General features: G+C 44.2%; 18 protein-coding genes. 9 read left to right on the forward strand and 9 right to left on the reverse strand.

The genetic code is table 11. The annotated features are described in order from the left end of the window. Positions 1 to 152: 152 nt before the first annotated feature. The 3 genes from QUA20_RS11575 to QUA20_RS11585 form a co-directional block, all read right to left on the reverse strand. Positions 153 to 1226: a calcium-binding protein gene (locus QUA20_RS11575; protein WP_333188896.1), complete on the reverse strand. Its 1074-nt coding sequence runs from the start codon at positions 1224 to 1226 to the stop codon at positions 153 to 155. Positions 1227 to 1345: 119 nt separating this feature from the next. After that, positions 1346 to 2398: a calcium-binding protein gene (locus QUA20_RS11580; RefSeq protein WP_333188898.1), complete on the reverse strand. Its 1053-nt coding sequence runs from the start codon at positions 2396 to 2398 to the stop codon at positions 1346 to 1348. Between the two features lie 274 nt (positions 2399 to 2672). Further along, entirely contained in the window at positions 2673 to 3656 is a 984-nt protein-coding gene (locus QUA20_RS11585) for a calcium-binding protein (RefSeq protein ID WP_333188900.1), read from the reverse strand. Positions 3657 to 4191: 535 nt separating this feature from the next. On the opposite strand from QUA20_RS11585, the gene QUA20_RS11590 reads away from it, so the two are divergent. Next, on the forward strand, positions 4192 to 8187 hold the full coding sequence (locus tag QUA20_RS11590) for a magnesium chelatase subunit H (protein WP_333188902.1): 3996 nt from the start codon (positions 4192 to 4194) through the stop codon (positions 8185 to 8187). A gap of 96 nt (positions 8188 to 8283) precedes the next feature. Then, complete coding sequence (locus QUA20_RS11595; protein WP_333188904.1) at positions 8284 to 9984, forward strand: AAA family ATPase; 1701 nt, start codon at positions 8284 to 8286, stop codon at positions 9982 to 9984. Between the two features lie 171 nt (positions 9985 to 10155). On the opposite strand, the gene QUA20_RS11600 is transcribed toward QUA20_RS11595, so the two are convergent. From QUA20_RS11600 to QUA20_RS11610, 3 genes are all read right to left on the reverse strand, one after another. Next, positions 10156 to 10521, reverse strand: a complete 366-nt coding sequence (locus tag QUA20_RS11600; RefSeq protein ID WP_333188906.1) for a type II toxin-antitoxin system VapC family toxin — start codon at positions 10519 to 10521, stop codon at positions 10156 to 10158. A gap of 3 nt (positions 10522 to 10524) precedes the next feature. Further along, positions 10525 to 10788 (reverse strand): hypothetical protein, encoded by a 264-nt coding sequence (locus QUA20_RS11605; RefSeq protein WP_333188908.1) that lies wholly within the window; start codon positions 10786 to 10788, stop codon positions 10525 to 10527. Between the two features lie 192 nt (positions 10789 to 10980). Then, positions 10981 to 12192, reverse strand: a complete 1212-nt coding sequence (locus tag QUA20_RS11610) for a glycosyltransferase family 2 protein (RefSeq protein ID WP_333188910.1) — start codon at positions 12190 to 12192, stop codon at positions 10981 to 10983. A gap of 123 nt (positions 12193 to 12315) precedes the next feature. Here QUA20_RS11610 and QUA20_RS11615 point away from each other — a divergent pair, with 123 nt between their 5' ends. The 3 genes from QUA20_RS11615 (at position 12316) to glcD (ending at position 15230) form a co-directional block, all read left to right on the forward strand. After that, positions 12316 to 12708, forward strand: coding sequence for a transporter (locus tag QUA20_RS11615; protein WP_333188912.1), 393 nt, complete (start codon positions 12316 to 12318; stop codon positions 12706 to 12708). Positions 12709 to 12800: 92 nt separating this feature from the next. Next, complete coding sequence (locus QUA20_RS11620; protein ID WP_333188914.1) at positions 12801 to 13685, forward strand: DUF6671 family protein; 885 nt, start codon at positions 12801 to 12803, stop codon at positions 13683 to 13685. 69 nt (positions 13686 to 13754) lie between these two features. Continuing rightward, entirely contained in the window at positions 13755 to 15230 is a 1476-nt protein-coding gene (glcD, locus tag QUA20_RS11625) for a glycolate oxidase subunit GlcD (protein WP_333188916.1), read from the forward strand. Between the two features lie 204 nt (positions 15231 to 15434). On the opposite strand, the gene QUA20_RS11630 is transcribed toward glcD, so the two are convergent. Continuing rightward, positions 15435 to 17252 carry a PAS domain S-box protein gene (locus QUA20_RS11630; protein ID WP_333188917.1) on the reverse strand — a complete coding sequence of 606 codons (1818 nt, stop codon included), beginning with the start codon at positions 17250 to 17252 and terminating at the stop codon, positions 15435 to 15437. 553 nt (positions 17253 to 17805) lie between these two features. Between QUA20_RS11630 and purH the strand changes: the two genes are divergently transcribed. Further along, complete coding sequence (gene purH, locus QUA20_RS11635) at positions 17806 to 19350, forward strand: bifunctional phosphoribosylaminoimidazolecarboxamide formyltransferase/IMP cyclohydrolase (RefSeq protein WP_333188920.1); 1545 nt, start codon at positions 17806 to 17808, stop codon at positions 19348 to 19350. A gap of 107 nt (positions 19351 to 19457) precedes the next feature. Here the strand turns inward: purH and QUA20_RS11640 are convergent, their stop codons facing one another. After that, entirely contained in the window at positions 19458 to 19601 is a 144-nt protein-coding gene (locus QUA20_RS11640; RefSeq protein ID WP_333188922.1) for a hypothetical protein, read from the reverse strand. Here QUA20_RS11640 and QUA20_RS11645 point away from each other — a divergent pair. After that, positions 19591 to 20526: a 2OG-Fe(II) oxygenase gene (locus QUA20_RS11645; protein WP_333188924.1), complete on the forward strand. Its 936-nt coding sequence runs from the start codon at positions 19591 to 19593 to the stop codon at positions 20524 to 20526. The genes QUA20_RS11640 and QUA20_RS11645 overlap by 11 nt on opposite strands. Before the next feature lie 190 nt (positions 20527 to 20716). On the opposite strand, the gene QUA20_RS11650 is transcribed toward QUA20_RS11645, so the two are convergent. Continuing rightward, positions 20717 to 22198 carry an ankyrin repeat domain-containing protein gene (locus QUA20_RS11650; protein WP_333188926.1) on the reverse strand — a complete coding sequence of 494 codons (1482 nt, stop codon included), beginning with the start codon at positions 22196 to 22198 and terminating at the stop codon, positions 20717 to 20719. Positions 22199 to 22294: 96 nt separating this feature from the next. Here QUA20_RS11650 and QUA20_RS11655 point away from each other — a divergent pair, with 96 nt between their 5' ends. Then, positions 22295 to 22765 (forward strand): DUF4079 domain-containing protein, encoded by a 471-nt coding sequence (locus QUA20_RS11655; RefSeq protein WP_333188928.1) that lies wholly within the window; start codon positions 22295 to 22297, stop codon positions 22763 to 22765. Between the two features lie 148 nt (positions 22766 to 22913). Next, complete coding sequence (locus QUA20_RS11660) at positions 22914 to 23663, forward strand: hypothetical protein (RefSeq protein WP_333188930.1); 750 nt, start codon at positions 22914 to 22916, stop codon at positions 23661 to 23663. Positions 23664 to 23777: the final 114 nt, after the last annotated feature.

Raw genomic sequence — 23777 nt, forward strand, 5'->3', positions numbered from 1 at the left:
AACTAACTCTACGAAATCACTATGTCAAGTTAATTATTGTTAAGCCTTTTTTATTATTTTTATGGCAAACACAACAGTGCGATCGCCCTTTTTGCGAATGTGCGATCGCACCGACAGCAGACCAATACCAATCCTGAATAGCTGCGAGAATTCTATCCAAGTAAAAGTATCGAAAAAGAAGATCCTGGTAATTGATTCAACTTGAGATTTCCGCCACCTTCAATAACAGCGATCGTGTCAAAGCTACTAATTTCGTAAGATCCATTTGGACGCAAGACTGACAAGCCGTTCGTCTGGATAGCTAAATCTCGATTGTTGTTGATAGGAAATACCAAGAATTTATCTAAGGGATCTCCTTCATAATTACTTGATGCTAGCTGGAGGCTATCCTGACCTTGGGTAAAATTCCGAATTGTAGCAAAACCCGGCCCGATATAGAGCCTTGTTGGGGAACTGTATCCCTTACCACCAGTACCTTCCATAAGGTCTCCGAGTACGAATTTATCGTGGCCGCTACCGCCAGTGAGAGTATCGAATTCATTACTGCCGTCACTTTCATAATTTCGGCCGGGGATGGAAAAGGCACCACCTGTACCTAAACCTACTTCAACTCCAATTAATTCGGTATTTCCCACCCCAGCACCGGCAATCATATCATTCCCGGAAGTTCCGATAAAAGTCGCAGATCGGCTTGGATCGGAAGTTCCGAACTTGAAGTAGTGTTCGCGACCAGTTTTCAAAGCTCCCGATTCGACAAAAGGCCGAACATCGGAGTATTTGTTTAAGTATTCTGTTTCAAAAAATGAAGTCCCAAACTGACCGTCTTTGAGACCGAATTCAATGAAATGCTGGTAGCCGTTTTTAAAAGTTCCATTCTGAATAAACGGCTGCAACTGTCGGTTATTTGCGAGATAAAACGCTTCGTCATACTCAGGCGATACGCGAGTGCGACCTTCTTCGTAACCGTATTGAATAAAGTGGTCTAGGCCCGTCGCAAAAGGGGCGTTTGGATTGTTGGGGGTGCGGACTAAGGCAGCGATGTCTGGGTTGCCAGCGAGGTAAGTAGCTTCGTCAAAATACCGCGATACTTTGGTTAAGCCGCCGGCTTGACCGAATTGTTCAAAGTGTTCTAATCCCGATTTGATGACTCCTGCATCAATGGCGGGTTTTACCCAAGGATATTGATCGAGGTAGTATTTTTCGTCAAAAATTGCGTAACTAGCCATGTTTTCCTCCTGCGGCTTTAATGAGATCTTTATGCAATTTATCACTCATCAGGAAGTGACACAATACCCGATCGGGTGATTTTTTCCAAGTGTCAAATCTCACTTAAGCTCTATGCTTTCTAGCCGAGGAAAGTGAGACCGACTGGAGGACTAAACGGATTTATCATCTCAATCGGTTGCAGAGTTAGATTTGATCCGCCCTGAATTCTGGCAATTGTATCTCCCGATGTTTGAATTAATAAATCTCCCCCTGATCGACTTATAGTAAGTCGATCGAAACTTTCCACGAGCTGGATATAATCTTTCCCTTTTTCAAAGTTGACAATCCTTGCCTCGCCGCTGCCCGTATAGAAATCGACCCGGCTGATAAAACTAAGTCGGTTGTTGGGAGCAGCATCTCCGAGGACGAAGTAATCAGTTCCCGGAGTGCCAATTAATGTATCGAATTCATTGGTAGTCAGGAAAGGCTCTCTCGTGATGTCATCCAATTTCAAAGCGTCGTACTTATTCTTATTAATACCCGCTGCTGGACTTGTTGTGGCTAAAGCTACTTGCAGCCCCACGATTTGATTTTTTCCCGCTGTAAATCCTGTAACGTTATCGTTGCCGTTGGTTCCTGTAAAAACAGCAGATCGATTTGACTCAAATTGCCCAAAATTTAGATAGTGTTCTCGACCAGTTTTTAAACTTCCAGCCTCCACAACCGCAGCCACATCTGGGTTGTCTAACAAGTAACGCGGTTCAAAGAAACTTGTCCCGTACCTACCTTCTGTTTTTCCGAATTGGATAAAGTGTTGAAAGCCGGATTTAAAAATTCCGTTCTGCACGAAGGGAGTTATTTCCGGGTGGCGCTTTAAATAAAAAACTTCGTCGTAGTCAGGCGATACTCGCGTGCGTCCTTCTTCGTAACCAAACTGGATAAAGTGGTCTAAACCTGAAGCAAAGGGTCGGTTTTGGTTGTTGGCAGTGCGAACAAAGGGTGCAATATCTTGATTTTGAGCTAGATATGTATCTTCGTCAAAATATCGCGATATTTTTGTGAGGCCGGCGGCTTGACCAAATTTTTCAAAGTGTTCTCTTCCAGATTTGATGATTCCTGCATCAATCGCTGGTTTCAGCCACGGATATTGCGAAAGGTAGTATTGTTCGTCAAAAATTGCGTAGTTAGCCATATTTTCCTCCTACGGTTTTGATGATTTGGAGCGTGAATACCCATCAGCTTTCCATTCACTCGATCGCCTATCAATAATTTATACAATGCAGACTTTATGAAATGGTTTTAAGTTCCTGGTGAAACATTAATTTTTGTGAAATACTAATTATGCGAAGGCTTTATTTTTGTTTCGGTAATTATACTTTCTTCTATCAGTTAATTGCTCGACATAAAAAAGTCATCAATCATCAGTATTAACTAATGACTGATGACTGATGACTGATGACTGATGACTATCCAATTAAGAAAGTACCGTTACCGTTAGATTCTTGGAAAGTCAAACCCAAGGTTGCTCCTCCTTCAATCACACCCAGCACATCTCCAAAACGCTGGATTGACAAATTGCTGCCAACCGGAATCAGGTTGTAGCCGCTTAAAGAAGTTCCTTGCAGTTGGATAAAATCGCTTTCTATGTCGAAGTTGCGAATCGTAGCTTGACCGTTACCCAAATACAGCGGTGTCGGGGTGACATTCCCGGCTGTAGTAGGAACTCCGAGTACGAATGTATTAGTTCCCGGGGCGCCAATCAGCACATCGAATTCATTGGTGCCAAAGCTTTCATACTGACGGTTGCCTTGGGGATCTATACCTACTTCCACTCCCACAAGTTCGACATCGCCCACGCCAACACCAGTTATAACATCGTTGCTGCGGGTGCCGACAAAAGTCGCGTCGCGGGCAGGCTCAAATTGTCCAAAATTGAAGAAGTGTTCCCTGCCTGTTTTCAAGTTTCCAGAGTTGACAAACGGCACGATGTCGGGGTTTTCTTTTAAGTATTCCGGTTCAAAAAATGAAGTTCCAAAACGACCTTCTTTTGAGCCGAATTGAACGAAATGCTGGTACCCTGATTTGAAAGTTCCGTTCTGAACGAACGGTTGGAGTTCAGAGTTGTTTGCTAAATAAAAGCTTTCGTTGTATTCGGGTGATACTTGGGCGCGGCGCTGTCCTTCATCGTAACCGAACTGGATAAAGTGATCGAGGCCGGTCGCAAAAGGCGCGTTTGGGTTGACTGTGCGGACGAAAGGTGCGAGGTCTGGATTCCCAGCAAGGTAAGCATTTTCGTCAAAATAACGCGATACTTTAGTTAGACCGCCTTCTCGCCCGAATTTTTCAAAGTGTTCTCTCCCAGATGAGATTACTCCTGCGTCAATGGCTGGTTTGACCCAAGGATATGAGGCGAGGTAGAATTGTTCGTCGAAAATTGCGTAGTTAGCCATGTTTTCCCCTTGAGGTTTTGATGAGTTTGAGATTCTATAGCAATTAGCTTTCCATGAAGTCGATCGCAGATCGGGAATTTACACAAAACAGATGTTATGAAATGGTTTTAAGTTCCTGGTAAAATGTCAACTTTTTTGACTCAGCAATTATCCGAAGGCTACATTCTGCCTTCACAAATTATGCCTTCTTTCCATCTGTTAATTGCTCGATCGCAAGTTTGATCGGTTATACAAAACTTGGAACTTTTTTCAGGATTTCTTTCTCAATCGTTGATTAATTTTTAATTATTTTTATCCAACCCATTAATCCTATACATACTAAAAAATATTTGTCAAGTTAATTTTTGTAAACAAAATCTGGAGTATTTGCTCAAGGAATTTATCAAAAAATGTAACGAAAAGTTGCCAGAAATTTGTCGAATTGTGTAGTGTGCAGGCTCAAATCGCCTAATGGCAAGCGTTTTCTGGTAAAAATGCTTATGGGATAAAAAAATTCCCGATTCCCGAAAACAGCATCTTAAAGGAGCCTAACCGGATGTTCACTCACGTCAAGCCCACCATTCGCCACGTTGTGCCGGAAAACTTGCAGGGGCGATCGCTCATGAAGGTGGTCTATGTCGTACTGGAACCGCAGTATCAAAGCGCCCTGTCGGCAGCGGTTCGATCGATAAACCAGAAAAATCCGAATTTGGCAATAGAAATCAGCGGCTACCTGATCGAGGAACTCCGCAGCCCGGAAAATTACGAGGCCTTCAAGCGGGATGTGGCGGATGCCAATGTATTTATTGCTTCTCTAATTTTCATCGAAGATTTGGCAGAAAAAGTGGTAGCGGCAGTTGAACCGCTGCGCGACAGCTTGGATGTCGCCGTCGTCTTCCCGTCGATGCCAGGGGTGATGCGGCTAAATAAAATGGGCAGTTTCTCGATGGCACAGTTGGGACAAAGCAAAAGTGCGATCGGCGAATTCATGAAAAAACGGAAGGAAAAATCCGGGAGTTCCTTCCAAGACGGAATGCTGAAACTGCTGCAAACTTTGCCGAAAGTGCTGAAATATTTGCCCATCGACAAAGCCCAAGATGCGCGCAACTTCATGCTGAGTTTCCAGTATTGGCTGGGAGGTTCCCAAGAAAACTTGGAAAACTTCTTGCTGATGCTGTCACATAAATATGTATTCAAAGGCCAGGAACAGCTAACTTTTCAAGAGCCCGTTGTCTACCCGGATATGGGAATTTGGCATCCTTTGGCACCGTCCATGTTTGAGGATGTCAAAGGATATCTCACCTGGTACAACGCCCGCAAAGATATTTCGGCAGACCTCAAAGACCCCCTCGCACCTTGCATCGGGTTGGTGTTGCAGCGGACTCACTTAGTCACGGGAGATGACGCGCACTATGTAGCAATGGTGCAGGAATTGGAGGCAATGGGGGCGCGAGTTGTGCCGATTTTTGCCGGCGGTTTGGACTTCTCGAAACCAGTCGAAACTTTCTTCTTGGAAGTTGGGGCGAAAGGTGTTGCACCGCTGCCAATAATTGATGCAGTCGTTTCTCTTACAGGTTTTGCGCTGGTGGGCGGCCCGGCGAAACAAGATCACCCGAAGGCGATCGAGACTTTGAAAAAGCTAAACTGCCCTTACATGGTGGCTTTGCCGCTGGTTTTCCAAACGACGGAAGAGTGGGAAAATAGCGATTTAGGCTTGCACCCGATTCAAGTTGCTTTGCAAATTGCCATTCCCGAGTTGGATGGTGCGATCGAACCGATTATTTTGTCGGGAAGAGACGGCGCAACTGGCAAGGCGATCGCCCTGCAAGATAGAATCGAAGCAATTTCCCAGCGCGCCATGAAATGGGCAATGCTGCGCCGCAAACCAAAATTAGATAAAAAAGTTGCGATTACAGTTTTCAGTTTCCCGCCCGACAAAGGCAACGTCGGAACAGCCGCTTATTTAGACGTTTTCGGCTCAATTTACCAAGTATTGAAAGCCTTAAAAGGCAACGGTTACGACTTGCCAGAATTGCCGGATTCCGCCGAAAAACTGATGCAAGAAGTCATCCACGACGCAACAGCCCAATACCAAACTCCGGAATTAAATGTTGCTTACCGGATGTCCGTAGCTGAATACGAAGAATTCACTCCTTACTCGGAACGCTTGCAAGAAAATTGGGGCCCGCCTCCGGGACATTTGAACAGCGACGGACAAAATTTGCTGATTTTCGGCAAACATTTCGGCAATGTGTTTATCGGAGTTCAACCTACTTTTGGATACGAAGGCGATCCGATGCGGTTGTTATTCTCTCGTTCCGCCAGCCCCCACCACGGTTTTGCTGCTTACTATACATATTTGGAGCGCATTTGGGGTGCGGATGCGGTGCTGCACTTTGGCACTCACGGTTCGCTAGAATTCATGCCAGGTAAGCAGATGGGAATGTCTGGGGATTGTTATCCCGACAGTTTGATCGGCAAAATTCCCAATATCTATTATTACGCCGCCAACAATCCCAGCGAGGCAACAATTGCCAAGCGCCGCAGTTATGCTGAAACAATCAGCTATCTGACTCCTCCGGCTGAAAATGCTGGTTTGTACAAAGGTTTGCAGGAACTCAGCGAGTTAATTGCTTCTTATCAAACTTTGAAAGAGACTGGCCGCGGTGTGCCGATTGTGGATGCGATCGTCGAAAAATGCCGTTTGGTGAATTTGGACAAAGATATTGCGCTACCTCCCGAACAAGAAAGAGGGGTTGCTGCGGGAATGAATCCGGAGGAACGGGACAATTTAGTTGGCTTGGTTTACCGCAAGTTGATGGAGATTGAGTCGCGGTTGTTACCTTGCGGTTTGCACGTTATCGGTAAGCCGCCGACTGCGGAAGAGGCGATCGCAACTTTGGTGAATATCGCCAATTTAGACCGCGAAGAAGACGGGCTGATCAGCTTGCCGCGAATTATCGCTAACAGTCTCGGACGCGATATCGGCGAAATTTACACTAACAGCGACAAAGGCATTTTAACTGATGTCGAATTGCTGCAAAACATCACCTTGGCCTGTCGGGATGCCGTTGGCGCTTTGGTGAAGGAACAAACCGATGCTGAGGGTAGAGTTTCCCTTGTTTCTAAGTTGAATTTCTTCAACATGGGCAAGAAAACACCTTGGGTTGAAGCCTTGCACGCCGCCGGTTACAAAAAAATCGATCCAGAACCGATTAAACCGCTGTTTGAGTATCTGGAATTCTGCTTGCAGCAAGTTTGTGCCGACAACGAATTAGGCGCTTTGTTGCGCGCGTTAGAAGGCGAGTATGTTCTGCCCGGCCCCGGTGGCGATCCGATTCGCAACCCGGATGTTTTGCCGACTGGCAAGAATATGCACGCTTTAGACCCGCAGTCAATCCCGACAACGGGGGCGGTTAAGTCTGCTAAGCTTGTAGTCGATCGGCTGTTAGAAAGACAGCGCGTTGATCACGGCGGAAATTACCCAGAAACGATCGCCGTTGTGTTGTGGGGAACCGACAACATCAAGACTTACGGCGAATCCCTCGCCCAAGTAATGTGGATGGTGGGAGTGAAGCCAGTTCCCGACGCATTGGGCCGGGTAAACAAACTCGAATTGCTTTCTTTAGAAGAGTTGGGACGCCCTCGGATTGACGTAGTAATTAACTGTTCCGGCGTATTCCGCGACTTGTTCATCAACCAAATGAATTTGTTAGATAAAGCCGTGAAAATGGCAGCGGAAGCCGACGAACCGTTAGAGATGAACTTCGTCCGCAAACACGCCATGAAGCAAGCGGAAGAAATGGGAATTAACCTGCGACAAGCAGCAACCCGCGTATTTTCCAATGCGTCCGGTTCCTATTCATCTAACGTCAACTTGGCGGTAGAAAACAGCACTTGGGAAAGCGAAGCCGAGTTGCAGGAAATGTACTTAACTCGCAAATCCTTCGCCTTTTCTTCCGACAATCCGGGAACAATGGAACAAGACAGGAAGATTTTTGAATCATCCTTGAAAACTGCGGAAGTCACTTTCCAGAACTTGGATTCTGCCGAGATTTCTCTAACCGACGTGTCGCACTATTTCGACTCCGATCCGACTAAATTGATCGGCAGTTTGCGCGCAGATGGGAAGAAACCGGCATCCTTTGTTGCTGATACAACTACAGCCAACGCGCAGGTGCGGACACTATCAGAAACCGTGCGTTTAGATTCGCGGACTAAGCTGCTGAATCCGAAGTGGTACGAGGGGATGTTGTCGCACGGTTATGAAGGCGTGCGGGAGATTTCTAAGCGTCTGGTGAATACAACTGGATGGAGTGCGACGGCGGGCGCTGTGGATAATTGGGTGTATGAGGATGTCAACACTACGTTTATCCAAGATGAGGAGATGCAGAAGCGTTTGCTTAACTTAAATCCTCATTCTTTCCGCAAGATTGTCAGCACTTTGCTTGAGGTGAATGGCCGGGGTTATTGGGAGACTTCGGAGAACAATTTGGATCGTCTGCGTGAACTTTATCAGGAGGTGGAAGACCGGATTGAGGGAGTAGAGTAAAAAACTTGAAAAGGATGGGTATTTTACCCATCCTTTCCTTTCAAATAACTCATAACTATCCTTGAATCTCATTTAAAAAATACAGTCAATTAAAATATGCAGTTAATCAATTTTTCTATAACCAACTACCGCAGTATTATTAAGGCTTATAAATTACCTGTTTCTAATTTAACGGTTTTAATCGGTCAAAATAATGAAGGTAAATCGAACATTGCTAATGCATTAGCGATCGCTATATTGGCAATTAGTTATCCATCACGCTTAAGGATACCACATAGACAGAGAGCAATTGATTACCCAGAAGGTTATGATTGGCAAAGAGATTTTCCTATCTCTTTACAAACTAAAGATAAATCGGGCAAGTCAAGCTTTACGCTTGAATTTTCATTAGAAGAGAGTGAGTGCGAAGAATTAGGTGATTATCTTCAGTCAAATACCATAAATAGAGAATTCAGTGTTTTATCACTTAATATTACTCTAGATAAAGATGGTAAATTAGAATTTGCAATTCAAAAAAAAGACAAAAAAAATAAATGGAAAGCCTTAGTGCCAAAAACAGCCTCTAAAATAGCTACTTTTATAGGGCAAAAAATTACATTTACATATATTCCTGCTATACGTACCTCAGAAGCTGCAATCAAAGTTGTTCAACAAATGGTTGATCGAGAATTAGCTACCTTAGAATCTCAACCAGAATATCGCGCAGCACTAGAAGCGATCGATCAATTACAAAAGCCTATTCTAGACAAAATATCTGCAAAAATAACTCAACCATTACAGGAATTTATACCACAGGTTAAATCAGTAAAGATTTCTGTTTCTCAAGAAGTAAGGTTCAGAGCATTAAGAAGATGTGAAATTATCATTGATGATGGAACTCCAACGCCTCTAGAAAGAAAAGGTGATGGGATTAAAAGCTTAGCAGCTATTAGTTTACTAAGGAGAGAAACTACTCAAAATCGACTATCTATTGTCGCATTGGAAGAACCAGAATCACATCTTCATCCTAGTGCCATACATAGATTAAAAGATGTTATAGATGAATTATCAAATAATCATCAAGTAATTTTAACAACTCATTGTCCTTTATTCGTTAATAGAATAAATCTTGCTAGCAATATTCTAATTACTAATAATAAAGCTATTACCGCCAAAAAAATTAGCGAGATTCGTGAGATTCTTGGAGTAAGAGCTTCTGATAACTTGATGCACGCTCAAATTGTTTTAGTAGTAGAGGGAGAAGATGATAAAATTATTTTAGAAAGTTTATTTTCTTGTTCTTCAGAATGCTTAAAGACTTCTTTGAAAAATGGTACTTTAGTAATTGATCCTCTACATGGTGCATCAAATCTATCTTATAAACTGTCTTCACTTAAAGCATCTTTATGCGTTATTCATACTTTTTTAGATCATGACAAAGCAGGCAAGGATGCAATTGAGGAAGCTAGGAAAAATAATCTTCTTAAAATAGCTGATTATCAGCTTGCTATCTGTAATGGAATGACTGAATCAGAAATAGAAGATTGTTTGAATAAGGAAATATATGAAGAGGCTTTAAAACTACACTTTGGTATTAAATTAAACTGTTCCGACTTTAAAAACAATAATAAATGGTCAGAGAGGCTCAAAAAGACTTTCTTGTCACAAGGTAAGAACTGGAATATAAAAATGGAATCTCAAGTCAAAGCAATAGTGGCTGAACAAGTAAATAATAATCCTGAAAACTCTTTAAATCTACATAAAAGAAGCTCCATAGATACTTTAATTCAAGCATTAGAAGAAAAACTCAATAAATAAATTAGTGTTGTGTAGTAAATGACATTTGTCAAGCACTGCTATAGCGATTTAGTCACTGTCTAACGATGCCTGACGACTCAGCCTTCCGTCTACTTTCCCTCAGCCAAAGAGCGATCGCCACTTTATTTCTTAAACCGATTTTCTTTCTCAAATAGCGATCGCCCATCTTTCTTAACCCTCAAACGGGTTAATCAGTGTGAGTTCAGCAATCCACCGAAAATCCCCTATATTTCTTGTTACTAAAGTTCTGTCATATACCAAAGCTGTTGCCGCAATAATAGCATCCCCAAGTGTCATTCTCCTTATCTGTCGCAACAGCACTGCGCGATCGAGTACAGCGTTAGAAATTGGTACAACCTCCACCACACCAAAGAATTCCTCAAAGTACAATTTATACTCTTCAGTTAGCCGATGATAACCCAAGACTTCAAGGTAACTTATTGCCGATACAACTATGTCATTTTCGCCAATAAAATGCCTAATCTGCGAGTTTTCTGGCTGGGAAGCGTAGATAATAATATTACTGTCTAGCAGCATTCATTATTCATCCCTACCTGGAAGTGGACGGTCTTGACGCAAATCTCGCTGCCATTCCACTGGATCGCTAATATCAGCAAATACATTATTTGCTGCAATTTTTTCCAATACTTCAACTATTCTCTGACGGCGAAAATCCGCACTTAAAGTCGAGCGCTCTTCTTGTAAAGTAACGTAAACTCTGACAGGGCGATCGCCCTGTGTTGGAACCTCATTAGCCCATTCTAAAAGGTTTCCCTTTAATATAGCCTCAAATATTCGCTGCATAGCTAATATCAACTATTCTTTATTTTTACTATTATAACAATTTTGAACATCAAAGCTACCTGTTTTATTATACTAGATAGTCTGAAATTTGGCTCCAGCGATCGCCCCCATCTTCGCTGCATTGCGATCGCCCTTATCTTCCACTGCATGGCAACTTAGCTTTGAAAAATGTTGGCAGGAAGTTTAATGTTATTACCTACGCTTCAACCCCAGCACGCTGAGAAAAAAGCTCGACAAAACCATCTGCAAACCAACAGTCAGGCAAGTGAGCGAGGGAATAACCAAACGCAGAGTTTTAGAAGGGTCGAGAGTACCGAAAGCAGTTTCGCTCCAGATAGTTAATGACAAGAACGAGCCAACTATTCCGATTAAAATCAGCGTGACTCCGACAATCAATCCTGTCTCTAGCGTGACATAGCGAAATATTTTGTTGAGTTTGGGGTCTTCGGGCAGGAATTTCTCGCTGATGGCGAAAATTTTGGTGAAAAAAGCGAAAGTTACTGCTTGAAAACCGATGATAATTGCGATCGCACCATAAAGCAGCGTGTGTACATCAAAGCTGATACTCCCAATCTTTTGAGTACCGGGTAACAGCCAAACCACGATAATTAGACCCCAAATCATCAGCGCAGTACCCGGATACAAAAACAGCCACCTAGGACTGTAAAGCAGCAAAAATCTGAGGTGCCGCCAGCCATCTCGCCAAGTTCGCAAGTGCGGCGGTCGGCTGCGGCCGTCGGGAGAAAGTACGGTTGGGATTTCAGTTATCCGCAGCTTGTATACAGAGGCTTTGACCACCATTTCGCTAGCAAATTCCATCCCCGTTGTTTGCAAGTCGAGTTTCAAAATTGAGTCTCTCCTAAAACCCCTGAGTCCGCAGTGAAAATCGCCGACGGGACTTGCAAAAAATAGCCGCCCAACCCATGTCAGCACCGGATTTCCTAAATATTTGTGCAGCGGCGGCATTGCACCCGGTTTGATGCCCCCTTGAAACCGGTTTCCCATTACTAAGTCGAAACCTTCTCGCAATTTGTTGACAAAAAAGCCGAGGTTGGAAAAATTGTAGCTGTCGTCAGCATCGCCCATGATAATATAAACTCCGCGCGCTGCCATGATGCCTCCCATCAGGGCGCTGCCGTAGCCTTTGGCTGCTACGGGCACAACTCTCGCTCCCATTCTGGTAGCAATATCTTGAGAACCGTCAGTGCTGCCGTTGTCTGCTATGATGACCTCGCCGGCAATATCAAGTTCGCGCAGCGACCTCAGTGCTTTCTGTATGCAGATTTCTAAAGTTTCTGCTTCGTTCAGACAAGGCATGAGTATCGATAGTTCTAGAGTATATTCTCCGCTTGGATTGGTCTGCTCTGCCATATATTTGTTCCACTCTCGATCGCGATCGACCATACTTGATTTTCCCGTATCTCTGCTTAAAATATTAGTGGTGAATAAAACCTAACAAAACTTAATTAAAGTTTTTTAGGTTTTTGGGAACGGCAATTTTTGATTGTACTATAGGTTAGTAAACTTATGAATAGAAGCGTTTTTATGTTATTGCTTGCTGCAATCTTGTGCGGCGTCGCAGGTCAATTCAGCCTGAAGGCAGGAGCTAAAATATTAGGGCCTATTGGCGCTGCTAATTTAATGGAAAAAATTATAGCAATGGCTACCCAGCCTTTGATTGTAGGCGGTCTTTCTTTGTATGCAATTTCTTCGATCGGCTTTATTGTAGTTTTGTCGCGGGCAAACCTTAGCATAGTCTCGCCTTTACTGTCAATTAGTTACCTGTTTACTGTTTTAGGTGGCAAACTTATATTTCACGAGCCTTTGCCGCCGCTGCGGTTAGTAGGCGTTGCCATGATTATGACGGGAGTAATTTTTGTACTCAGAGGTCAAGCTGGGGGAGTGACAGGAGGCAACTAGCGATCGCTTTTAAGATTGACGCTGGAGTGCTGAATAGATAACTTACGTCAAAGGGTTTATTTGAGAATTCTGTTATGAAATGATGCGGGTGTATGTCTAATATTTCTGAGCCTGTGAATCCCAATCAATTATTGAGCGATCGCACCGCAGTTCTTGCTACCATGCACCAAAAAGAACGGGTGATGGCTCCCGTGTTGGAACGAGAATTGGGCGTAAATATCCTAGTACCTGCGGCGCTTGACACTGACGCATTCGGCACCTTCACCAGAGAAGTTAAACGCTTAGGAACACAAATAGAAGCGGCTCGCCATAAAGCACAAAAAGCTCTAGAAATTGCGGGCGAAACTCTTGCCTTTGCCAGCGAAGGTACTTTCGGCCCTCACCCAATAATGCCGTATATTCCAGCTAACAGAGAAATAGTAATTTTATTAGACCGAGCCAACAATCTAGAACTAATCGGCGAATCTTTGTCGGTAGAAACTAACTACAGTCACCAGTTAGTTTCCAGTATAGAAGAAGCAGATGATTTTGCTAAAAAAGCTGGGTTTCCCGAACATGGACTGGTGGTTATAGTTGGCGATGCTGCCATCGGTAACGGCGAAATTGTCAAGGGCATTAAGACAGAAAAACAACTTTTTGACGCTGTGACAGCCGGTTTAAAAAAATCGTCAATTGGTCGAGTTCACATCGAAACAGATATGCGGGCGATGTACAATCCAACTCGGATGAAAAACATCGAAAATGCAACTCTCGATTTAGTTAAAAAATTTAAGCAATTCTGCCCGGAGTGTGGTTGGCCGGGATTCGATATTGCTGAGACGAAAATCGGATTGCCCTGCGAACTTTGCTATTTTCCGACTCAGCTAGTGCGATCGGCAATCTATAAATGCAAAAACTGCGGTTATACTAAAGAAAAAGTATTTCCCGACGGTCGAGAGACTGCCGATCCTTCCCTGTGTCAATACTGCAACCCTTAGAAAAATAATTGCACAAAAATAGTAAAGTTTGCAACAATATTATTGATAGTTCCCTAATTAAATTCACTAATGATAGCCGTAGAAACAGAACGCAACTGGAAACCCGTTATTAAAGAATTCGAGGCTGTAGTTGGCAAAAATGGCGTCGTGCAGCGCCGCGAAGAATTGATTGTCTACGAGTGCGACGGACTCGCCAGCTACCGCCAGCGCCCCGCCATGGTGGTATTGCCTCGAACTACGGAGGAAGTGGCGCAAGTTGTCAAAATATGCGATCGCAACTCAATTCCCTGGGTGGCTAGAGGCGCTGGAACAGGCCTTTCCGGCGGCGCTTTGCCTGTAGAAAACTGCGTGCTGATTGTTACTGCCCTGATGCGAAAAATCCTGAAAGTAGACTTAGAAAATCAGCAAGTAGTCGTGCAACCGGGAGTAATTAATAACTGGGTAACGCAAGCAGTTAGCGGCGTCGGTTTCTACTACGCGCCAGATCCTTCCAGTCAAATTGTTTGTTCGATTGGCGGCAACGTTGCCGAAAATTCTGGCGGCGTTCACTGCCTCAAATACGGAGTCACAACGAATCACGTTTTAGGATTAAAATTGGTACTGCCCGACGGTTCTATTGTCGATGTCGGTGGCGAAATTTCCGAAATGCCCGGTTACGATTTAACTGGTGTATTTGTCGGTTCCGAAGGCACTTTAGGAATTGCCACAGAAGTTACTCTGCGAATTCTCAAAGCGCCGGAATCTATTTGCGTTCTCCTAGCGGATTTTGCCAGTATAGAAGCAGCGGGCGAATCGGTTTCTGATATTATCAGCGCTGGTATTATTCCCGGCGGCATGGAAATCATGGATAACATCAGCATCAATGCTGTGGAAGATGTGGTGGCAACTGGATGTTATCCCCGCGATGCCGCAGCAATTCTCCTCGTAGAAATCGACGGTTTAGAAGTGGAAGTTGCCACAAACAAACAGCGGATTGCTGATATTTGTAAGCATAACGGAGCGCGAAATATCACCACGGCAACCGACCCGGAAACGCGCCTAAAAATTTGGAAGGGGCGGAAAGCTGCTTTTGCGGCTGCGGGTCATCTCAGCCCGGATTATTACGTGCAAGACGGCGTAATTCCCCGAACGCAAATGGCTTATGTTTTGAAAGAAATTGAGGGTTTGAGCGAGAAATACGGTTATCGAATTGCCAATGTATTTCACGCGGGAGATGGGAATTTGCACCCGCTGATTCTGTACGATAACTCGGTAAAAGGTGCGCTGGAAAAGGTGGAAGAATTGGGCGGGGAAATTCTCAGGCTTTGCGTGAAAGTTGGGGGAAGCCTTTCCGGGGAACACGGCATCGGCGCTGACAAGAAGTGTTTTATGCCGGATATGTTTTCGGAGGTAGATTTGGAGACGATGCAGTGGGTGCGTCAGGTGTTTAATCCGAAAGGTTTGGCTAATCCTGGGAAGATGTTTCCGACGCCGAAGACTTGTGGGGAAGCGGCGAGGGCTAAGGTGGAAACTTTTAAGAAGTTGGAGGGTGCAGAGGTTTTTTAATTCGCTATTTATGCGGGTAAGGTGAGCCGAAAAGCACCTGACAATTGTCTCTACAATGGGGATGCAAAGCCTCTAAGTATGCGTTCCCAGCTAGAGTCTGGGAACGAGAAAAAACGATTTTTCTCGTTTTTTAGGAGTGCGAGCGTCCCGCTCGCTTGTTTGCCTATATATCACCTTGATAATGTGCAGATTGCACATTCCGCGCTAAGGTGCGATCGGAATTCTGATAGTAAATTCCGTGCCCTTGCCCAATTCCGAAGTACAGTATAATTCGCCTTTGTGTCTTTCTACAATAATTTGATAGCTAATTGACAAACCCATTCCCGTGCCTTTGCCAATGGGCTTGGTAGTAAAAAATGTATCGAAGATGTGCTGTTTGACTTGCTCAGTTATTCCCGGGCCGTTATCGGCAATTTTAATTTCTACAAAATTGCCGACAACTTCCGTACCAATCCTAATTTGGCTGGGATTTTCTAGCATTCCTTGACAATTTTGCCTACTGTTCGCATCTTCTAAAGCATCGATCGCATTGCTGAGAATATTCATAAAAACTTGATTGATCGGCCCAGCAAAACACTCAACAGTCGGCAATTCTCCGTAGTGTTTTACAATTTGAACTTGCGGCTTTTCTCCGTTCCCTTTCAACCGGTGATTGAGAATTAGCAGCGTGCTGTCAATACCTTCGTGGAGGTTAACGGGTTTCATCTGTGAATCGTCATGCCGCGAAAAGTTCCGCAGCGACTGCACAATCTGGCAAATCCGCTCCACACCAACGCTCATTGAAGACAGTATTTTAGGTAAATCTTCCGCTAAAAAATCGAGATCTTTTTTTTCTCTTTCCTCTTGAATTTCGGCGACTGGATTAGGATAGTGCTGTTGATAAAGTTCGAGGTGCTGAAACAAGTCTTGAGTATAATTTGTGAGATGAGCGATATTGCCGTAAATGAAGCTGACTGGGTTGTTAATTTCGTGAGCGACGCCAGCCAGTAGCAATCCCAAGCTAGACATTTTTTCGCTTTGAACTAATTGGGAATGAGTGGTTTTGAGTTGGTTAAGTGTGGCTGCTAGTTGAGCGGCTTGTTCTCTGCTTTGTGCTTCGGAATTATGCAAGGCTTCTTCGGCTTGTTTGCGCTCAGTGATGTCTCTCTGTACGCCAATAAAATGAGTTAATTTGCCCATTCGATCGCGCACGGGTGATATTGAGAAACAATTCCAAAAAGCGGTTCCGTCTTTGCGGTAATTCTTTAATATTACCTTGCATTCGCTTTCTGTTTGGAAGGCTTGGCGAATGATTTCTACTGCCGCCGGATTCGTATCGCTTCCGTGCAAAAATCGGCAGTTTTTTCCGAGAATTTCCTGTCGGCGATAACCTGTCATGCTTTCAAATGCGGGATTGCAATAAATAATGGGATGTTCTGGGTGAGTGGCGTCAGAAATCGTAACTCCGGTGCTAGTAGCTGCTATAGCTCGATCGTACAACCAAAGCATTTCTTCTGCGCGCTTGCGATCGGTAATGTCCCGCAGCGTAGCTAAATAAGCCATTTCTCCCTCCCATTCCGTTTCCACCACCCGCATTTCTACTACAGCATTTGCTTTTTGCTGGCGAATAGCTTCAACTTCTGTTTGCACGACGCGAGTTCCTGCTACTTCTGTTTTTCCAACTTGGGGAATAATATCCGTGGCCATCTCAATGTCGCAAGCTGAACTTTCTACTACCAAATTGCCAAAAAATGCTTGACCTAAAAGTTCCTCTGCTTTGCAGTTAAACAGCGCTTCTGCTGACGGGTTGGCAAAACACACAAGTCCTCGCTTGTTAACGATTGCGATGCCGTCGGCATTTTTTTCGATCACATTCCGAAAGCGAGATTCGCTAGCCTTCAAATCCTGCTTTAGCTGTTCCATCGATCGCTCCATCTGCTGCAGTTCGCACAAACTAAGACTATAAGCTTCGGAAATGTTAGCCTCTGTCGAATTCTCGGCTCTTTTTTTGGGCATCTCTTGGTAGTCTCTTCTGTTGGTCATATTTTTTTGAGCATTTTTTTTATGGTTTCTGCTAATATTACTGAGCTTATTTTCCGAATCGGCTTCTTGAAAAAACATATTTAAACCCTACCAAATTATTTTTTAGATGAAGGTGTTGCATCGCCCAATGTTCCCGCAAATTTAGGGATAGAGCAATTTACACCCGATGCTAGCACATTACTTTTAGAATTCATCATAAAACATCGTTAAAATTCCAGAGCGATCGCCATCGAATTATCTATTACGCTTTTTTAAGTAACTTAAACAACATTGACACTTACGTAGAGAGACGAACTGTGAAGGCTGGATATGGCTTCAATTCCCCTCGCACTGGACAAAATAACCAGAGCCACGCGCAAGTCCTAAATATTTAGAAGCCACGGGCCAGTATAAAAAATCATATAGTTTTGACAAAAAATAAGGTTAAAAATAAGCGAACTCATCTTTAAATCCTCAAAAATAATCATAATTAGCATTTATCAAATCATGTCCCTGCCACCAAATTTGATATAGAATATAACCTGTCTATTTTTGCGCTCGCAACTTCAAACCAATGGCACGTCTAGCACTTCTGAGCACATCTAATAAAACCGGACTAATCGACTTAGCGCGCAGTCTAGTAGAAGAATTTGAATTTGACATAATTAGCAGCGGCGGGACAGCAACTGTCCTCAAAGAAGCTGGAATTCCAGTCACCAAAGTTGCAGAATATACTGGTTCTCCCGAAATTTTGGGAGGTCGAGTCAAAACACTTCACCCGCGAATCCACGGTGGTATTTTAGCACGCCGCGATGTACAGCAAGATTTAACAGATTTAAATGAAAATCAAATTCGGGCGATCGATCTAGTTGTGGTCAATTTGTATCCATTTGAAGAGACAATTGCTAAACCGGGAGTAACGCTAACCGACGCAATAGAGCAGATAGATATCGGCGGGCCGGCGCTGCTGAGAGCTTCAGCCAAAAACCACGCTCATTTGACAGTTTTGTGCGACCCCGAACAGTACAATACTTATTTAGCAGAAATGCGGCAAAACGGCGGGGAAGCCTCCTTGAAATTCCGGCAAAGATGCGCGCTGGAAACTTTCAAACATACAGCCAACTACGATCGCGCGATCGCAACTTATCTCAGCAGCCAATCCGCTGAAGAATCTTCGCTACCAGAGCAGTTTAATTTATCAGGCAAAGAGTGGCAAACTCTCCGCTACGGCGAAAATCCCCATCAAGCCGCCACCTGGTATCAAAGCGGAAGTATACCGACAGGCTGGACGACTAGCACCATCCTGCAAGGCAAAGAATTAAGCTACAATAATTTAGTAGATTTAGAAGCAGCAAGGCGGCTAATCGTAGAATTCCCCGACACCCCCGCCGCCGCTATTCTGAAGCATACAAATCCTTGCGGTACAGCCTTGGGAACAACTATTTCTGAAGCGTATCAAAAAGCCTTCGACACCGATTCAGTCTCAGCTTTCGGCGGAATTGTCGCCCTCAACCGCCCGATTGATGCTGCTACCGCAACGGCCTTAACTCAAACATTTTTAGAATGTATCGTCGCCCCGGGGTGCGAACCAGAAGCAGAAGAAATTATCAAGAAAAAGGCGAAAGTTAGAGTATTAATTTTGCCCGATTTGACTCAAGGGCCGCCACAAACTGTTAAAATTATTGCAGGCGGTTTGCTGGTGCAAGAGTCAGATAATATAGTAGAAGAAACTAGCAAATGGCGGACTGTTACTGAGAAACAGCCGACGGCGGGAGAGTGGGAAGAATTGCTGTTTGCTTGGAAAGTAGCAAAACACGTCAAATCAAATGCGATCGTTGTGACGCGCGAGCGCACTACAATCGGTGTCGGCGCCGGACAAATGAATCGCGTGGGATCGGTTAAACTAGCATTGGAACAAGCAGCAGAGAAGAGCAAAGGAGCGATTTTGGCTAGCGATGGTTTCTTCCCCTTCGACGATTCAGTCAAAACTGCGGCTGAGGCGGGAATAATTGCGATCGTCCAACCAGGCGGAAGTATGCGCGATCGAGATTCCATTGAAGCAGCCAACCAACTCGGAATCACAATGGTTTTCACCGACATCCGCCACTTCTTGCATTAATTAAGTTCGTAGTGTAGTAATGACATCTTAGGTATCTCTCACGAACAAACAAGATGCCTGTTCCACAAAGAGTCAATTCTCTTGTGGGATGGGCTTCTAACCCGCCCTCAAGCAATGATTAAATTTTTGTTATTCCTTCTTCCTTCTTCCTTCTTCCTTCTTCCTTCTTCCTTCTTCCTTCTTCCTTCTTCCTTCTTCCTTCTTCCTTCTTCCTTTTTCCTTCTTCTATAACTAACGGCTATGAATACCACAATTCAACAGCAAATTAAACCTCAAGACGTAAAAGTCAAAATCCTGCTTACTGGCGGACATCAGTGCACCGTCACCCTCAAATCCGACACACCTTTATTACACAGCCTTGTCAAAACATTAGTCGATCGCACTCAACAAACACCCGGTTTTTCCACCTTATTTCAAATCCCCATAGACGAAGGGCGTTCCGCCCTTTCTTTTCCCGGCGAACACCTAGTCGGGTTAGTCACAGAACCCCCGATTTACTTGCAGCAACTGCAACCGCAGCAGCCTGCAATTCCCGTAGAAATTCCCGCCGCTGAAATTCCCGCCCCTGCGCCACCTGTAAATGATGACTTAATATCACGCTACGCCCAAATTGACAACTTTTTGACATCCGCAGAAAAGAACAAACTCATCAAATATGTTTTAGCAAAAGAATCAGAATTTGTGAGTACCAGCACCTCAACCAATGCCGAAGATTACCGCCGTTCGATGGTACTTCACTCGTTCCCCGAATTTTCGGAACTGATGGTTAATCGCATCAAAGCAATTCTCCCCGACGTGCTGCGCAAATTAAATATTCATTCATTTCCGCTTGGTGAAATAGAAGCTCAGTTAACCATGCACAACGACAACAACTTTTACAAACTTCACAACGACAGCGGATCTCCAGATACCGCAACCAGATTTTTTACTTACGTTTACTATTTCAATCGAGAACCCAAAGCTTTTTCTGGAGGTGAATTGCTGATTTATGACAGCAAAATTGAGAACAATTTCTATGTTGCAGACGAGACATTTAGAACCGTTGAGCCTCGCAATAACAGCATCGTATTTTTTCTTAGTCGGTATATGCACGAAGTTTTGCGAGTTAGCTGTCCCTCGAAAGCTTTTGCTGATAGTCGCTTTACTATTAACGGCTGGGTGCGCAAAGCAAATTGAGGTAAAGCAAAATTAGGGTTAATACTCCTAGAAAAATCGGCGGTTGAAACCGCTACTATACAAACAAATTTAGCCCGCGCGGACTCAAAATTAAAGGGGTAAATTAACTCAATAAACCCCTCGGGGCGGGTTTGTCAATATCCTTAAAAAGTACAGATAGATTAAATAAACCCGCCCCAAACCCGCGATATCACTGCTGTGCTCCAGCACTTTTGAGCAATTTCACCACACTGGAATAACGTTTGAACTCAGCCAGCATTAAAGCTGTATAATTTCCCGAATTTTTATGGTTTAGTTCTGCACCAGCAGCAATTAAAATTTTTACTGCCTCAGCATAACCCCGATGTGCGGCCCACATTAAAGCTGTTGCGCCCGAATCATCGAGCAAGTTGACATCTGCACCTTTTTCGACTAATAATTGGACGATCGCCACATAACCGCGATCGCACGCCTTCATTAAAGCCGTTTTCCCCAAATCCGCCGGGACATTGGGATCTGCACCGCCGTCAAGCAAAGCCTTCACCGTCTCGGTATGTCCGTGAAAAGCAGCCAGCGTCAAAGCAGTCTCCCCAAAGTTTTTCGCATTCAGAAACTCATCCCGATTTGAGTTTACTTTTTGCAGCAAAGCCGATACGATCGCACTATGGCCGTGAACTGCCGCCACCAGTAAAGGCGTATCGCCCAACCGATTTCTAGAACCGACACTAGCACCTCGGTTTAAGAGCAATTCCACGACATCTTCGCAGCCTTCAACCACGGCAAAATTCAAAGCAGTTTCATCATCTTTATCCTTAGCGTTGATATCGGCGCCCGCATCGAGTAAGATATGGGCGATCGGCAAATTTCCCCCAGCAGCAGCGGCCATCAAAGCCGTGCCCCCATCTCCATTTTTCACATTCGCATTAGCACCCGCACCAAGCAAAGTTTGCACCACATCAGTATTGCCGGAATCCGCAGCCAAAGTTAAAGCTGTTTCGCCCTCTTTGTCGCGAATTTCGACATCAGCACCAGCAGCCAACAGCGCCTGGACAACAGCCAAATTTCCCGCTGTCGCAGCCAGCATCAAAGCAGTTTTGCTCTCTAGATTTTTAACATTAGCATCCGCCCCACAATTGAGCAAAATTCCCACAATTTCTGCGCTACCTTGACGGACAGCTAAAAACAGCATAGAATTGTCAGCAACCGCACCCGCATCCACCAAAGCTTTAACAACAGCTAGATGACCGGACAAAGCAGCTATTTTTAGAGCCGAATCTCCATCTTTATCTCGGACATTTACATCAGCATTAGCATCAACTAAAAGCCGCACAACATTGATATCACCTTTCAGAGAAGCCGCCATCAAAGCCGTACTTCCATCATCATTTTTAGCATTAACATCAGCACCCGCAGCTAACAACAGCCGTGCAGAATCAGGCTGTTTGTGAGCCGCCGCCAGCATCAAAGCCGTCAGCCCAAAACGCCTGCTCGCTTGATTGACATTAGCGCCATTGTTTAGTAGAATACGCACGATTTCCGTATAGCCTTTTTGGGTCGCAAACATCAAAGCCGTCGTCCCCTCAGAGTCTTTGGCGTTAGCGTCAACTCCCTTAGCGAGTAAAGCTTGGACGTGAATAATGTTGCCGGTCTTGGCGGCTTGAATCAATAAAGCGTCTTGTTTAGTGGCAGGCATAATAGTGTCTCATCCCGTATATTTTTACCGTCGCATGAGACGGCCTGACTGGTATGCTAAGTTTTATGAAGTATGTTTGCTAATCCTCAGAACACTATGAATCTCGAAATTCCTCAGTCAGTTAAAGTTTGGAGCCAATTCTTCCACCCAGTTTTAATGTGGGTATTGCTGGCAATCTCATTGTATGCTTTGTATCTCGGCCTGCAAATCCGCCGTACCAGAAGCGCGGAAGGCGAAGTCAAAAAAGAGTTAATTAAGGGCAAATTCAACATCAAGCACCACCAAATGGGTTCTTTGCTGCTAGCGTTGATGGTAACGGGGGCGATCGGCGGTATGGCTGTCACCTACATCAACAACGGCAAACTATTTGTCGGCTCCCACTTGCTAGCAGGATTGGGAATGACGGCAATAATTGCGATCGCAGCCTCGCTGACTCCTTTGATGCAAAAAGGCAATGATTTGGCCAGAAACACTCACATCTTTCTGAATATTGTGCTATTAGGGCTGTTTGGCTGGCAAGCAGTAACAGGCGTGGAAATCGTGCAGAGAATTATCAGCAAAATGTGATAATTTGAGTAAGAAGTACAGATATTGGGTAGGGACACGGCACTGCCGTGTCCCTACATTTTTACGATCGAAAGGGTGTTATAATGAACGTATAAGTAAGCCAATTAGTCTTAATTAAACTTCTCTTAGCAAAGACAAGAAAACTAATATGCCTTCTTTAAAAATACATCGCCAATATCAATCCGGCATCGAAAAAATTATAGCCTTGGACAACTCAGTGTTTCAGGCTATTTTAACTGCGTTGAGACAAACAGTCCCTGCGTTGCCTATTGATGATTTAGTCAGAAACGTAGAGTCTGAGGTAGAAAACACGAACCATGATGATTTAGTCAATATACTAGAGAGTATTATTCCTATATATGCTTTAAAGAAAACTTATGCTTGGACGGTGGAAGAACTAGCAGATGAGCTTATTGCGGCTGTTGATGAATTTGAAGAGCTCTCTAACTTATCAACCGAAGAAAAAGAGCGATTTTGTGAAAAGCTTAATAGCTTGTTGATGCCGAATAGCTTTTTAGAATCGGCATCAAAAGCCAAGGATGTTTTAAAAGTATATTTGTTGCCTTCAGGAATTCCTGCTGATGACTTCCCGATTAAAAGCAAGGTAGAACTAGAAGCAGAGTTTAAGAAGTTCGCCGAAGAATGGCGCCTCGAAACGGGGATGCTATCATTAGTTACACAGAAATCAATGCACCAAGCTTATCAGAGAATTATCGGCATGGGACAGCCAGTTATCCCCTTGATTTTGCGTGACCTAGAACAAAAGCCAGACCATTGGTTTTGGGCGTTGAGGGCAATTACTGGTGACAACCCGGTAAAACCAGAACAGCGCGGCCGGATGAAGCAAATGGCCCTAGCGTGGATACAATGGGGAAAAGAACACGGTTATGAGTGGTAAGCTAGAGTACCGAAAAATATTGAGATTTCCTAACTTACAATACTCCGGACAGTTTTTAAATAGGGATGCTTACGCAATAAAGCACAGAAGCGAAAAAACTGAGTGCTATCTGAA

This window comes from Microcoleus sp. Pol7_A1, from assembly GCF_036701085.1.
Classification (GTDB): domain Bacteria; phylum Cyanobacteriota; class Cyanobacteriia; order Cyanobacteriales; family Microcoleaceae; genus Microcoleus; species Microcoleus asticus.